This is a genomic window from Paenibacillus sp. DP01 (assembly GCF_044784315.1).
GTDB classification, from domain to species: domain Bacteria; phylum Bacillota; class Bacilli; order Paenibacillales; family Paenibacillaceae; genus Paenibacillus; species Paenibacillus polymyxa.
Genome location: NZ_CP173059.1, coordinates 4,110,559 through 4,124,005 on the forward strand (window position 1 = coordinate 4,110,559; position 13,447 = coordinate 4,124,005).

Here is a 13,447-nt window from a genome sequence, read left to right on the forward strand (position 1 = left end):
TTGTACTCATCTGCGGCTTCGATAATTCAGAAGCAAATGCAAGATGACGTGCTTCACTTGAAAATACCCATCGCATCTAGAAAGGAGTTATGAACTCACTTGAGCGTATTATCAGATGGGATCGGATATGAAAGCCTACGCTTTTATGGTCCCTTTCAGCCACAACATATCGAACAACTTCAAATAACACGTACCATTAATGATCATGCCTTTTTACATATCAGTGGCATGCTCTCCGAAGAACAGGGAGCGGCTTGTATTGGTCAAAATATGGAGCAAGAGCCGATTGTGATTCGTCAGTTGAATGATCAGGGACAATCGCTGAGAAGGCTGTTCCATGGGATTGTTACACGTATGTCCGTACACTGCGTACGAGGCGTGTATACGTTTGAATTGGAGGCCGCTTCCCATTCGTACCAGATGGATATTAAACGTAAAAGACGCTCCTATCAAGATATTCACCGCACCTATGATGATCTGGTCACAGCACTGGTTCGAAAATATCAGTACGGAGATGCCATTGATACGATAAGCAACCATGCCAAATTGGAGACATTTGTTTTACAATATGAGGAGACGGATTGGGCATTTTTAAAACGTCTTGCTTCTCGCTTTGGTTCCGTCCTTGTGCCAGAGGTAACCGCAGCTTCGCCCAAGGTTTTCTTCGGTATGCCAGAAGGCAAGCAGCATAAGGTGGAGCGGGATGTATTTTATCGAGTACGGAAAACGTTTCATGAGTTGGATGCGGAAAAGCCGGGAGAACGTGCTGGCTCGTATGTCACCTATATGATCGAAAGCCTGCAATACTATGCACTAGGCGACCTTATCACGTTACCTATTGGACAAGGCAAAGAACTGGTCGTGGTTCGAGCAGTGACAACCTTAGCAGATGGCTTACTGTACACCCGTTATGATCTTCAAGCCGAACAAGATATCCGCTATGCCCGTTATGAAAACGATCAGGCTACTGGAATTTCGCTGACAGGAACGGTACTGAAGGTACAACAGGATTTTGTACAGCTGCAACTGGATATTGACCCGAAGCAAGATCCTGCCAAAGCCTGCTGGTTTCCCGTCGCCACCCGTTATGTCGCTGAAGAACATAGTGGCTGGTACGATATGCCTGAGGTTGGGGAACAGGTGGAACTGTATCTGCCTACACACCGCGAACAAGATGCCTATGTCACGGATTCAGTGCGACAACAACGCTACATAAATGATCAGCCGAATGTGAAGGTATGGCAACATGTGCAAGGTAGCTCCGTCGAAATGTCTGAGCACAAGCTGACCCTATCCACCTCCGGTGAATTTTCCATTACACTGCATGAAAGTAGCGGCATTACGATTGACAGTCCCGGGAATGTGCAGATTCAGGGTGGTCACGTCAAGCTTGATGCTGGGCAGGAGCTTTCGCTCGAAGCTGGAACGGCGCTGTATCTAAAAGGCGGAGCCAGCAGTATGGTACTGGACGGTGAGACGGATACCAAGGCTCCAGTGATTTATCAGGAAGGTACGGTGAAAGCTCCTGTTTTCGTAGCTGACCTCCCTCCTGTGCCTGAGCCACCACTCATGAGCATCAAAGCATACGAGGCGGCGCAAGCTGCATCAGCAGCTAGGGATTCATCTAGCAGCCAAGCCTCTACCCCTAAAGCAAAAATCACCATTCCAGCAGAGCTTAAACAGGCAAATGCCTTGATGGGTACGGTGTCCAAGCTATTGGGTTCTATTCCAGTGATGGGAAAAGTGGCTGGCGTTGTTGCAGGAGCTTTAGGCGGACCTGCGGGAGGTATGATTCTGAGAGCAACTGCAGCGATCCCTATTCGGAGCAAAGGAACCCCTACCGTTGAAGGAGCTAAAGGGAACGGTATTCATCCGTTGAAACACTTGGCTGGTTTGGCTATGCAAGGGTTGATTAGTCTACACGAGCATGAGAAAGCTAAACAAGCCTATTATAGTAAATGGATTCTTGGGAAAGTGTTTACGAGCGCCCGTCATATAGCGCATTCCGGAGGCCCATTGGAACTAGTACAGAACCTGCTTAAAGAATCGAATGCCATGGTTCATGCGTATCAGCAGGTTCCGGAAGAAGTAAGAAAACGCTGGAGAGCCGATTACGACAGCCGCATGGCACAGCAACAGCCTAAACAACAAGTTGAGAAGCCTAAGTCTTGGTGGGATCGTTACCTGGAATATACGGGTAGTAGTGCGATGATAAAAAGTCAAATAGCAATGGAACAGGCACACACAGCACAATATGTGACTACAAAGTCGGCAGATAGCCTAACTGAAATAGGAACAGGAATTTATGAAGCTAATATGGAAAGGATCCAAAAACGCTACGATTCAGTTGGTGCATATTTGGATTACTTGTCGTACGGTATTCCTAAGGGAATCTATCAGGCTTATATGGAGCGTGCACGTAATCAGGGGAATTCTGGTAGCGATGCTATCAATTTCGCTACGTTCGGAATAACAGAGACTATACGTGGAGCGTTGACACCTAAAGATCCTTTGTCAGCAGAACATTGGTCCAACATTATTGGTCTAGTAGGGATTGTTGAGGGAACCGGTTCATTTTCCAAGCCGAAACCTACACTAAAATTGCCCGTTAAAGAACCTATTCATGCAGGTCCTAAAATCAAAACAGAGCCACCCCAACCTCCCAACCTGAAGCCTAATAAAGAGATTGAGGGGATGGGTAATTCTGCAAAGATACCTAGAACAGGACCAGAATGGGATGAGTATTTCCGTTCAAGATATGGCGATAATAATGTAGACTGGAAAACTAGTTCTGAATACAACCTATATGGTCCTAATTATATTCCTTATACACCAAAAATCAGACCGAATGCTATCAGTACTAAGCCTTCATTACCTAGAGGGGGGAAACCGGAGGGAAATTATGCTGAAACTAAAGGTAAAGGTAGCCGAGGTTTAGAAAGACAAAATGAAGCTGCAGATGTACTCACAGAACAAGGATATCGTACAACAATGCTTGACGAACTTGATAATGGAAATGGTTATGGTATTGATCCTAAAAAAAGTCCAGATTTCATAATAGAGAGACAAGTATTTGATTGTTACGCTCCTGATACAACTACGAGTCTACGGAACATTCTTGATACACTCAGAGAGAAAACTACAAAACAAGCTAGAAGAATAGTGTTAAATTTAAATGATTATCCTATTGAAAAAAGACGCGAGCTTATTGAAAATTTAAAAAGTCAAACACATAAGGATTTAAAACATTTAGATGAATTGCTAATCATTGAAGATCGTCAAGTAACTAGAGCGTACTGGAGGTTTGAGTAAAATGGACTTTAGGTTATCTATTGGCTCTAATTTGTCTAGAGAAGCCTTGGGAAAGTTGCTTTATAATATGATATGTGAAGTGTTAGTAATGGAAATAAATTTTTATGAAGTGGAAGTAAAAGATTGGTCTGATGCTCGACAGGTTAGTATTAGTTGTACTTATTTTTCTATAAGCATTAATTTAGATGATGAGGATGACTATTTAGAACGTTTTCAAGAAATGAATCTCGAAGATCACGGCGTAGATACAAATGTTCTTATTAGTATTCAATTTATATCACGTACTTTTGACATTGGATGGTTAAAGCTACTCGAAGTTATTGGAAAACTATTGCGATTGAACGATCAAGATTTGGTTGTTGAAGATGATTCCTCATACCCACTATTAAAAAGAATTAAAGGGCGTTTATTTATCAATAATAATCTAGATGAATATCAAACCAGGTATATCACTAAAGAAAATCTAGAGCTACTGAATTATCCTTATTTAGAAGAAGATTTTTTTGAAAATAGCGGGTATAGAAGGTAACTTTTTTCTGTTTATTACATGTTAAAAGTGAAATGAGAATATCTTAAATAACGTTTTTCAATTATGTCGAACGAGTCGATTATGGTCAGATACTACCATGATTGACTTATTTTTTTGCTTTCCTCTTGGCCTTAATGCCGTTTGGTATTCATAATAAAAATGATTATTTTACAGTCAACTGGTGGCAGGATGAAAACAAGCTAAAACAAGCAGAGCAAGCACTGTGCACTGAAATTACAAAGAAGCGCAAACTATCACTGTATGATATTAAAGATTCTAATAAATTGGCCACCATACAGCGTATCGTCAACGCAAAACGAACGCAGTTATGGGATGAAGGAACTCTCAATGCCATCGAAGATGGTTTAGTAGCGATGGGTGTGGACTCTACAAATGCTATTGAGTTGGACAAAATCTGGAGATTACATGGAGAGGACAGGCCTAAGCGGTTTAGTCGAAGACACGACTTATGGGATTGTAACAGCTCATATAGGTATGGGGAGTGCAGGAAGTTCTCCTGCTAAGTCCAGCCAGCCACCTATTGCAGAAAATCCGCCTGCAAAACCCACTCCAAAGGGTGGTCCAGGTGTAAACAAACCCATTGATGAGTTCAATGATTCAGCGATTTATAATGGGGCAAATTCAAGTAGACCTAAGGAGTCACCTAAACTACCGAATTCGAGCAAGAGCAAGCCTCCTGAGGATACTCTAAAAGCTTCTAAATGTTGGTAGTGTAGTCAAGAGTGGAAATAAAACGAAATATACGAATTCGGCTGGTAATGAGTTAATTTGGGATGATCAACATCCGAAAAATATTAATCGCGATATTGATATCTTTTAAACAGTAAAGACCCCGGAAAAGCTACTGAGGCAAAAGTAGCTTCTGCTGTTAGAGAAAATAAGGAAGTAACAGCATTTGCCCAGAAAATTCAAAGGGCAGATGGTAACCCGGCGGGCGATTTTGACGTAGTAACTAAGGATGAATTATTGAAGTTAAGAAATCATTAAAAGCCATTACAAATGTTGAACAGTTTGATAAATACGTTAATGTAAATCATGACGGTTATTTTAATCATAACCAGAAGAAAGTCATTTTATATATTGACAAGCCGTTGACTAATTTACATCAGAACGATCTGAATAAATTGGAAGTTATTAAATCTAAAGGTGTTACTATTGTAAACTCTATAGATGAACTCAAGGAGGTATTAAAGTAAAGATGGGGACTTCGGCAGTTATTTTAACGAATAAAGAGAGATATTCTCCTGAGAAGCTGTTAGCAGATACTATAGTTGCAGCCTTTCATTCGGATGCATCTCTCTATTTCTACAACAATAAAAATTACTCAAATGAAGGGGATTTTTCATATACAACGCTGAATATTAATAATAGATCATTTGCGGAGAACTACGAATCTTCATTAATCTTTTATATTCATAGTATTAATAGTTCAAGTATTGATTTTTACTATCACGAAGATTTAGGATTAGATACAAATTTATTGCTGTGTCAAGTCGGTCATATTGAAGATATCTATGTTAATCAAGAATTGATATTCAATTTTATTTACGAATACCTCAAGCTAAATCCTGATGATTATTTTTGGATTGCAGATTATGATTGGGTTTACAGTTGGGAAGACATACAAAAATTAAAATTATTACCGTATGACCCAGATTGGTGCTATAAGAATCCCAAAAACTAACTTATGAGTACAAGGTGACAACAAGATCCTACAATACAACAAACCAAATACTAAAAAAGACATAACTTTCAAAAGCTTATTCCAACTTCAATCTATGAGTTGGGATAAGCTTTTTTCTAAAGATCTAGCTGATTTATATACACACACAATTAGCCCTATAACAGATTTCACAAAAATATTGTCGTGATCACGATCACGGTTTAGACTGTAAATTTAAGTTAAAATACAAACAATTTAAAATTTATTTTACCTAAAACCAAAGATACCGTGATGGACCACAAAGAAAAAAACAAGGAAGTGTACAAAGATGAAAAGAACGGATTTACCTCTTGTCTATTCTTGTTCTGGATGTTCCTCCGCAGCACAAACCGCTAACATGATCGCTATACAAATGGATCGAGAAAAAGTCGCTGAAATGTCCTGTATAGCTGGTGTTGGCGGTGATGTCAAACCACTTGTCAGAACAGCAAAATCGGGACGTGACATCATTGCAATTGACGGCTGCCCCTTGTCCTGTTGCAAGAGTTGCTTAGCAAGACATGAAGTTCAACCCAAACACCATTTCCTGCTGTCTGACTTTGATGTACCCAAAATAATAGGAGAAGATCCTAACCCCGATCATTATAGGAATGCTTACACACAAATCTTAGAACAAATTGGACAATAATTCCCGACCGAAGTTAAGGTGTTGTGTATATATAGTAAAAGTATAGCTGGCTCATATTATGTAACAATATTGTAAATTAGTTTGTACTGGTGGCTCCTAACACATTTTTAAGGGCCACCAGTATTTTTTTACTCCCATATTAATTATTGGATATAAAAATCCTAAACAATTTGGAGCTCTAATTGGGGTCATTTTTTAAATCATTAAGTAGCTGAGTTGCAACATTTGGCAAATCGTTTCGAGCACTTTACTTACAAGTGACTATACATGTATTCTCTTTTTTAATTATTTTCAGATAACTAAGGTTCCCCGCCTATATTACAAGCTCCCCCGCCTCCTTAGCTGTCTTGTAAAATTACTCGTCGTTACCATCCAAGCAACACAGCAACTATGTACCTGCGTACCTGCCTTGAGTTGGAGTACTATCTCATTCCCAACATCACATTTCCAGCATTTGCACTGAACGGGGATTTTGAATAGCCCTCTTTGCCTTTGAGAACTACTTTGCGTAATAGCGAAGAGCCTAAAAATAAACTTAATGATGAAATCGGTGAATATCACAATATGACAACAGATGTTATATTATACTTTGGTTGAAGTTAAACAAAGGAGATGGAGATGCTTATGATGAATCAAGAACCAAATCAGCAATTAGGTGAAATTATTGAGCAGTTCATACATTCATACATGGCAGAAAATAACAATATCCGCTCTCAAAAAGTAATCAACACTGCAGATGAGGATACCATAGCTCATTTAAGGGGAATTGGTTTTCCCAAAAAAGGAAGACCGATAAAAGAAGTTGTCAATGAAATGAGGAAAAACGTCTATTCTTATCAAACGTTCATGCAACACCCTCGCTTTTTCGCATTGGTTCCTAGTCCAATGTCTCTTTACTCGTGGTTAGGAGATATCATGACCAGTGCTTATAATACCCACGCCGGAAGCTGGATGCTGAGTTCGAGCGCAAGCCTTTTAGAAGGGGAAGTGATCCGGTGGATGTGTGACCAAGCAGGATATCCCGATACGGCTGGAGGCTTATTTCTGTCCGGCGGATCGTTGTCCAATTTGACCGCTTTGGCAGCTGCACGCAATGCAAAGTTATTCGAGCAGGAATATGCCATTGGAACTGCTTATGTTTCAGACCAAACTCATTCATCGGTTGCCAAAGGGTTACGCATTCTTGGATTCCGTGGTGATCAGATCAGAAAGATTCCAAGTGATACAAATTTTCGTATGGATATTTCAGCCTTAGAAAAAAAAGTAATGGATGATCAGGCGGCTGGTATGAAGCCTTTTGCGATCATTGCCACGGCAGGCACAACCAATACAGGAAGCATTGACCCGCTAAACGAAATTGCTGACCTATGTGAAAAACATAATATTTGGTTACACGTGGATGGAGCTTACGGTGCGTCAATTTTGGCTTCTTCGAAATATAAGTCCCTTTTGAGCGGAATATCGCGTTCAGATAGCATTACCTGGGATGCACATAAATGGTTAATGCAGACCTATTCCTGTAGCGTGGTTTTAGCCAAAGATAAGCAGCAACTCAAAAACTGCTTCAGCACACGCCCAGAATATTTGAAGGATGCCGAGACTGATGAAGAACATTTTAATTATTGGGATTTGGGCCCTGAATTAACGCGGCCTGCTCGAAGTTTGAAACTATGGGTGACACTGCAAGCTTTAGGAACTAATGCTGTCAGTGAAGCCATAGAGCATGGTGTTCAACTCGCAGAATGGGCTGAAGATGAAATCAAAAAACATAATCATTGGGAAATTGTATCCCCCGCACAGTTAGCGATTGTTAATTTTCGATATGCACCAACTGGATTATCTGAGCAAGAATTAGATTCGCTCAATAAAAGGATTTCCCAAGAAACGGTGACCAATGGATACGCTTCGGTGCTTACGACACAACTTAATGGAAAAACGGTTCTCCGAATCTGTGCAATTCACCCAGATACTACGGAACATGAAATCAGGAATACAATTCAGCTTTTATCGAATATAGCACGCTCATTGAATGAGACAAAAGCCTTTTTGTGATGAAAAATTATGAAATGAAATGCTACACTTTCTGTAAATAAATAAAAATGCTCAACATCACGCAAATAAGAGGGGCACGCCGCCCCTCTTTGGTCACTCTTTGAAGCAGGTCAAAATATATTTTTAAAATTTTATGTGTATGATGGCTAGTTTCTCAATCGTATTGTATTCGTTCTTCTTAGACAAAGGAAAACTCCCCTTCAAGTAGCGGTTTATTTATTAAACCTGTCTACTTGAAGGGGAGCATGTCAAAATCGGCAGCCTGTTCCGTAATTTATAATAGCGAGGTTACGAACTTCACCTCTGGAAAGCGGCTATCCGGTCCTTTCATTAAGATTCCGCCTTGATTTTTCAGATACATATCAAAGAAATCCAGCATGTAGGCATTGATAACGGAATTCGCTCTTTCGGGTGCAATCTGTCCTGTAATGCCCAGCATTTTAAAAATCGGAGAAATGAACTGTACGTCGGTAAAATTCAAATGCTCCGTATTTTCGATATAGAGGACTTGTCCCCCTTCGTCGACCGTTTCGCGCATCCGTTCAAGCTCCAACTTTTTATCTTCCGTTACTTGATCCTCCCACTCTCTTGTTGATCCCATACGCTTAAGCTCTGCATCCGTGTAGACCCGGTTATCCATCACCATTTTTAATTTTTCGAAATAGCTTTCCGTGTTGATAAACAAAAACGGCTTTCGCAGACCCTCTCTGTCACGCAGTCGATATAGCCCTCCATCAAAGTCTATTCCAACCGCGATTCGCGGATCGTAAGAAGCGTCATAGGCCGTCGCTCCGCCGATGGAATGGCCGAACACCCCGACATGACCGAGATCAATCTTCCCTTTTAGATGACTTGGAATCTGCCCCGATTGGATGAGCTCGAATTGGTCCAGCGTAAACGCTACATCGCCGGTTAAAACTTTTCCCAACTTGTCACGATTTCCCCTTTCTGTCCGGTAATCATGGTCGGGCGAGAATAAGTCGTTGGTTGTGCTGGTCGTGATTCGACCGTCCGGAAACTCGGTTGCAAATGTATTGTAGGTGTGGTCGATCACTGCCACGATATATCCGTGACTCGCGAGATTTTCGGCTTGCGACGTGTGGAGGAACCTGGACGAGCCGTTGCCGGGATTCGCAAGGATCAGCGGGTATGAAGTCTGTACCGAAGAGACTTCGGCTCCCGAATAAGCATGACTGGATACGTACTTCAGATGTTGAAACGTAAACCCGGGAAGGCCATAGTTCGCAGCCATATAACGTAAAATCTGAGTATCGGGAATAAAGGGAGCGTACTTGCTGGTGCTAGCTTGAGTCGGATACCAGACCTGAACCATCAATTCCCTCTTACCTGTCTCAGTTTTGCCAAATGTCTCCTCCCGGCTTGGATCGATGAAATGAAAGACTTGTGTGCCTACCTTCAACTCGCCGGTTGGCGCCGGAAAGTTGAATACGGGAAACACATAGAGGAAGCACCCTGTTACGATTAGCCCAATCACGATAAAAAGGCGGCCTAGCATCCTACGGATTCGCGAGGCAGTCCGAACGACTTTCGGCGTTATGAAAACGTTTATAAGCGAAAGCATAAGCATCAGGAGCGTAAATCCGTATAAAAATAAAAGCTGAACCCTGTATCCTTCGACAAGCAAATGTATCACTAAAAAAATGGAGCTTGCTCCGCTTGTCAGGAGCAAGGCTGATCTTCGGATACGTTGATTGGTAATGAACAGGAGTGCCAACAAACAAGCACTTGAAAAGAATAGCAGCATTTCAAAAAACCTCACGCCAACTCCCCCTTAAAAAATAATCCTATCAATGGATTAGTATAGAGGAGCAGCTAGGTTGATACCATTGATCTAGATGACAATTGCCTAACACTCTTGTAAGGTCGCGTGACGATGGCGCAGAAACGCCAAGAACTATCCAAATGACTACATCCCTCCAATCTCCGATACAATGATTTTCAGAACTCGGCTTCTTGCTTCGTTTATGGAAGATTCAAAGGCGAGATTGACCGAGACAGCGAACAGCCCCCGTCGCCGGGATCTGTTCGCTGTGTGGTCGGAATGGTGAGGATGAACGGAAATCGCAGCATACAATCTCTGCACGATTTGCTCCAAGACCGCCTGCGAAGGATGAACCAGATCAATCGCTTGGTTTTCCGGCGACGATCCAGGAGCTCTGGACAAGCTGTTACCTCGGTCAGCATCACTTCCGCTATTTCTTAATGTCAACATGTAATGTTCCATTGATCGTCGTTGTATTTACTATAGCTCCCAGAACTTCCGAAACAAATCTAAGAGGAACCATAACCCGATTCGGATATTCCGGCATAACGGGAGCACTTGGCATCATCTTTTCTTTATCGTTCACGTACGCAACTTTGCTACCCACGGTTAATCGTACAATTGTACCATTCGTCGATTTAATTGTAACTTCTTGTGTAGGTCTGTTCCATGTTACAGACTCTCCCAAGCCCTCAGATATGAATTTAATAGGAACATATACGGTGTTTGTGGATTTCTCTATATACGGACTGGTGTCTGTTGTCAAAATGCTATTATTTTCATTTGTGGATTTCTCTCCAAATGGATCTAATGTCAAAACGCTGTTATTTACAGCAACTTCAACATTATACCTAAATTTGGATCCCGCATGCGCGCCCTCAACTGAGACAGAAGAAACGAACACAAAGATAACAGCTAAGGGTAAAATTATACGTTTTAACATGGCTTATTACCTCTCCTCGTTTATCAACTTAAAACACTAATACATCCTGTTATTCTCCACTAAAGCTTTTGGCCCATTCAGCAACCCTACGACTGCTTTCTTCTTCTGACAAATCCTCAATCCTGGTCATAATAGACCACCTTACTCCACAAGGATCCAATATACTTGCGAATCGATCCCCTGAAACAAAGTTTGTAACGGGTTCCCTTACTTTCGCTCCTCTTGCTACCGCCTTTTCAATGACCTGATCCACATTCATAACGTAAATTCCGAAAGAATAACACGCATTATCTCCATCTGGAGGCAAGACCAATTGATATGTCGGATTCGCTGCTCCCAGCTGCAAAAAACCATTTCCAAAATCTAATTCCGCATGAACAATGATTGTATTGCCATTCTCATCAGGATATTCAGTAATGTCCTTAACCCTCGCATTGAAAACTGTTTTATAAAACTCTATCGCTTCCGAAGGATTCTTCACGGTAATAAACGGGGTAATAGATGTAAAGCCGTTGGGCATTCCATTCTTTGTATATTTGCCTGACACTCCCACATATTCTCTGCTTTCAGTCATTTTAACTCCTCCTTTAAATGCTCTTAACCGTTCAATATAATGCTCATACCTTATTGGATTGAATCCATCAATTCATAGTAATGTTTGGATGCACGAGTCTTATTTAGACTATACCAGGCTTCTAATGTTTTAGAAGAAAACACACCCAGAGCTTTCAAAACATGTACGGTGAATTCCAACGGAGCCGTTCCAGATGCAGTGATCAGTTTTCCATCCGTTACAGCAGACTCCATTTTGTAATACTTTTCGCCTGTGTAGGTGGGACAGGTCATTTGGAGGTATTCCATATCATTGCTTGTATGCGAACGTGAATTCAGCAATCCTGCCTGGGCAAGTCCGATGGTAGCACCACAAATCGCAGCAACCCATATACCTTCCTCTAAACACCTCTCAGCGATTTTTAAGATGGGTTGGTGAATGGTTTCTGTCCATGTATTTCCACCAGGTAAAATCAATGCATCTGTGCTCTTAATGCTGCACTCATCCAGTTTGATGTCAGGCAGGATTGTCAATCCGCCCATGGTAGTGACAGGAGTCTTTTCCATTCCCACGGTAACTATTTTGGATGGGCCCAGCCCCTTTTTATAATATCTTCCTGAGTTCAGTTCGGCAGTTAAGTAACCGATTTCCCAGTCTGCCATGGTGTCAAATACATAAAGATATACCGTACTATTCATTCACAGGTTCTCCTTATTTTATAATTGATCAAGTGATACCAACCCTCAGTGATCCATGATTATTCTCATTATAAAAAAGCTTCACTGACATCTGCTGTCAGTGAAGCTTCTAACGTTGATAATATTCCATTAACTCCGACGCAACCGCAACAAGTTTTTCCTTCAAGCTCTGTGGTTCGATGATCTGAATGGATTTCCCGTAGGGTAGGAGTAAATGAGGGACATATGTATGAAGTGATTTTTCCTCAAGCAAAAAGATGGCTTGATTAGCGGTTCGCTCTTTCAGATGGTGCCCCAAAAACCAATGTAGACATAAGTCATCCGATGCCTCTGACCTGCCTTCGATCATTAAAGAAATTAAACCGCCCTTGCCCACTAAATCAGGTAACAGATTTTGCATAAAAAACTCACGAGCCGAAAAAGCCTCAGGACGCTTAAATAGGCTTGGAGTACGCTTGATCTGTAAAATCCGCTCTGCCCGAAAGCTACGGATCTCATTCCTTAGGTGACAAAATGCAACAGTATACCATTTGTTGTTCCAGTACACCATTCCATAGGGGTCGATCACTCTATTCTTGGGTTGTTCTTCATGGCTCGTGCGATAATCCATTTCGACAGAGAATTGGTTGGCTACAGCCTGCTCCAATTCTACCAATATCGGCTGAAGAGAAGGATCTCCTATGCGATTTATCACTTCAAATCCGGCTAAATGACGGCTAAGTATACTTTCTTGCTCTTGATTCGAATACATTTTCAATTTTGAGGTCGCACTGCTTAATGCCTCACTTAAAGGAGATCCAGCTTCTTTTGCAAAAACAGCAGCATGAAGGAGTGCCTTTTTTTCCTCCATATCAAATAGTAAGGGTGCTCTAATAAAATTATTCAGCAGGCTATACCCGCCATGATGACCCGTGTCGGATATGATAGGCACTCCACTGGCGCATAGTGCATCAATATACCGATAAACTGTCCTTATATTTATTTCTAACTTTTCGGATATTTGTTTTGCCGTCATTTTTACACCCGAATTCAGCATCCATAGAATGGCCAGCATATTATCGTTTTTTGGCATAACCTAAACCCTCCTCTCTCATTAAAAGCTGATCTTTTATAGATAACTCTTTGTACTCTTCTTACCACCTATTATATGCTTTTTTCCATCTTATACTTCCCTCTCATATCTTCTAATTCCAGATTTACACATA

The 13,447-nt window shown here is 41.3% G+C and carries 13 protein-coding genes; 6 read left to right on the plus strand and 7 right to left on the minus strand.

Translation table 11 applies throughout. The features are described 5' to 3' along the window. Nucleotides 1-99 precede the first annotated feature (99 nt). The 5 genes from ACH59B_RS18010 (at nucleotide 100) to ACH59B_RS18030 (ending at nucleotide 6,213) form a co-directional block, all read left to right on the plus strand. Nucleotides 100-3,312, plus strand: a complete 3,213-nt coding sequence (locus ACH59B_RS18010) for a contractile injection system protein, VgrG/Pvc8 family (RefSeq protein ID WP_167440811.1) — start codon at nucleotides 100-102, stop codon at nucleotides 3,310-3,312. 1 nt (nucleotide 3,313) lies between these two features. Beyond that, on the plus strand, nucleotides 3,314-3,841 hold the full coding sequence (locus ACH59B_RS18015) for a hypothetical protein (RefSeq protein ID WP_031461983.1): 528 nt from the start codon (nucleotides 3,314-3,316) through the stop codon (nucleotides 3,839-3,841). Nucleotides 3,842-3,942: 101 nt separating this feature from the next. Beyond that, on the plus strand, nucleotides 3,943-4,365 hold the full coding sequence (locus ACH59B_RS18020) for a hypothetical protein (protein ID WP_031461984.1): 423 nt from the start codon (nucleotides 3,943-3,945) through the stop codon (nucleotides 4,363-4,365). A gap of 695 nt (nucleotides 4,366-5,060) precedes the next feature. Beyond that, nucleotides 5,061-5,546, plus strand: coding sequence for a hypothetical protein (locus ACH59B_RS18025; RefSeq protein ID WP_031461985.1), 486 nt, complete (start codon nucleotides 5,061-5,063; stop codon nucleotides 5,544-5,546). Between the two features lie 307 nt (nucleotides 5,547-5,853). Continuing rightward, the gene (locus ACH59B_RS18030; RefSeq protein ID WP_013311396.1) at nucleotides 5,854-6,213 is read left to right on the plus strand and encodes a putative zinc-binding protein; all 360 of its coding nucleotides are present in this window, start codon (nucleotides 5,854-5,856) and stop codon (nucleotides 6,211-6,213) included. Nucleotides 6,214-6,531: 318 nt separating this feature from the next. On the opposite strand, the gene ACH59B_RS18035 is transcribed toward ACH59B_RS18030, so the two are convergent. Further along, nucleotides 6,532-6,774, minus strand: coding sequence for a restriction endonuclease (locus ACH59B_RS18035; protein ID WP_249506855.1), 243 nt, complete (start codon nucleotides 6,772-6,774; stop codon nucleotides 6,532-6,534). A gap of 63 nt (nucleotides 6,775-6,837) precedes the next feature. On the opposite strand from ACH59B_RS18035, the gene ACH59B_RS18040 reads away from it, so the two are divergent. Next, complete coding sequence (locus tag ACH59B_RS18040) at nucleotides 6,838-8,265, plus strand: aspartate aminotransferase family protein (protein WP_249506856.1); 1,428 nt, start codon at nucleotides 6,838-6,840, stop codon at nucleotides 8,263-8,265. A 274-nt stretch (nucleotides 8,266-8,539) separates the two neighbouring features. On the opposite strand, the gene ACH59B_RS18045 is transcribed toward ACH59B_RS18040, so the two are convergent. From ACH59B_RS18045 to ACH59B_RS18070, 6 genes are all read right to left on the minus strand, one after another. After that, nucleotides 8,540-10,045 (minus strand): dienelactone hydrolase, encoded by a 1,506-nt coding sequence (locus ACH59B_RS18045; RefSeq protein WP_249506857.1) that lies wholly within the window; start codon nucleotides 10,043-10,045, stop codon nucleotides 8,540-8,542. Nucleotides 10,046-10,192: 147 nt separating this feature from the next. Next, complete coding sequence (locus tag ACH59B_RS18050; RefSeq protein WP_249506858.1) at nucleotides 10,193-10,498, minus strand: hypothetical protein; 306 nt, start codon at nucleotides 10,496-10,498, stop codon at nucleotides 10,193-10,195. Continuing rightward, entirely contained in the window at nucleotides 10,479-10,991 is a 513-nt protein-coding gene (locus ACH59B_RS18055; protein ID WP_031461989.1) for a stalk domain-containing protein, read from the minus strand. Before ACH59B_RS18055 ends, ACH59B_RS18050 begins: the two co-directional genes overlap by 20 nt. Nucleotides 10,992-11,040: 49 nt before the next feature. Further along, nucleotides 11,041-11,565, minus strand: coding sequence for a glyoxalase/bleomycin resistance/extradiol dioxygenase family protein (locus ACH59B_RS18060; protein WP_017426807.1), 525 nt, complete (start codon nucleotides 11,563-11,565; stop codon nucleotides 11,041-11,043). Nucleotides 11,566-11,615: 50 nt separating this feature from the next. Then, nucleotides 11,616-12,242, minus strand: coding sequence for a type 1 glutamine amidotransferase family protein (locus ACH59B_RS18065; RefSeq protein WP_017426806.1), 627 nt, complete (start codon nucleotides 12,240-12,242; stop codon nucleotides 11,616-11,618). Nucleotides 12,243-12,351: 109 nt separating this feature from the next. Further along, nucleotides 12,352-13,314, minus strand: coding sequence for a helix-turn-helix transcriptional regulator (locus ACH59B_RS18070; protein WP_404302289.1), 963 nt, complete (start codon nucleotides 13,312-13,314; stop codon nucleotides 12,352-12,354). Nucleotides 13,315-13,447 lie beyond the last annotated feature (133 nt).

Coding starts and splice junctions, on each gene's coding strand:
- ACH59B_RS18050 (WP_249506858.1), bottom strand. CDS start 10,498: ATGTTGACATTAAGAAATAGCGGAAGTGATGCTGACCGAGGTAACAGC.
- ACH59B_RS18025 (WP_031461985.1), top strand. CDS start 5,061: ATGGGGACTTCGGCAGTTATTTTAACGAATAAAGAGAGATATTCTCCT.
- ACH59B_RS18015 (WP_031461983.1), top strand. CDS start 3,314: ATGGACTTTAGGTTATCTATTGGCTCTAATTTGTCTAGAGAAGCCTTG.
- ACH59B_RS18060 (WP_017426807.1), bottom strand. CDS start 11,565: ATGACTGAAAGCAGAGAATATGTGGGAGTGTCAGGCAAATATACAAAG.
- ACH59B_RS18040 (WP_249506856.1), top strand. CDS start 6,838: ATGATGAATCAAGAACCAAATCAGCAATTAGGTGAAATTATTGAGCAG.
- ACH59B_RS18055 (WP_031461989.1), bottom strand. CDS start 10,991: ATGTTAAAACGTATAATTTTACCCTTAGCTGTTATCTTTGTGTTCGTT.
- ACH59B_RS18070 (WP_404302289.1), bottom strand. CDS start 13,314: ATGCCAAAAAACGATAATATGCTGGCCATTCTATGGATGCTGAATTCG.
- ACH59B_RS18030 (WP_013311396.1), top strand. CDS start 5,854: ATGAAAAGAACGGATTTACCTCTTGTCTATTCTTGTTCTGGATGTTCC.
- ACH59B_RS18065 (WP_017426806.1), bottom strand. CDS start 12,242: ATGAATAGTACGGTATATCTTTATGTATTTGACACCATGGCAGACTGG.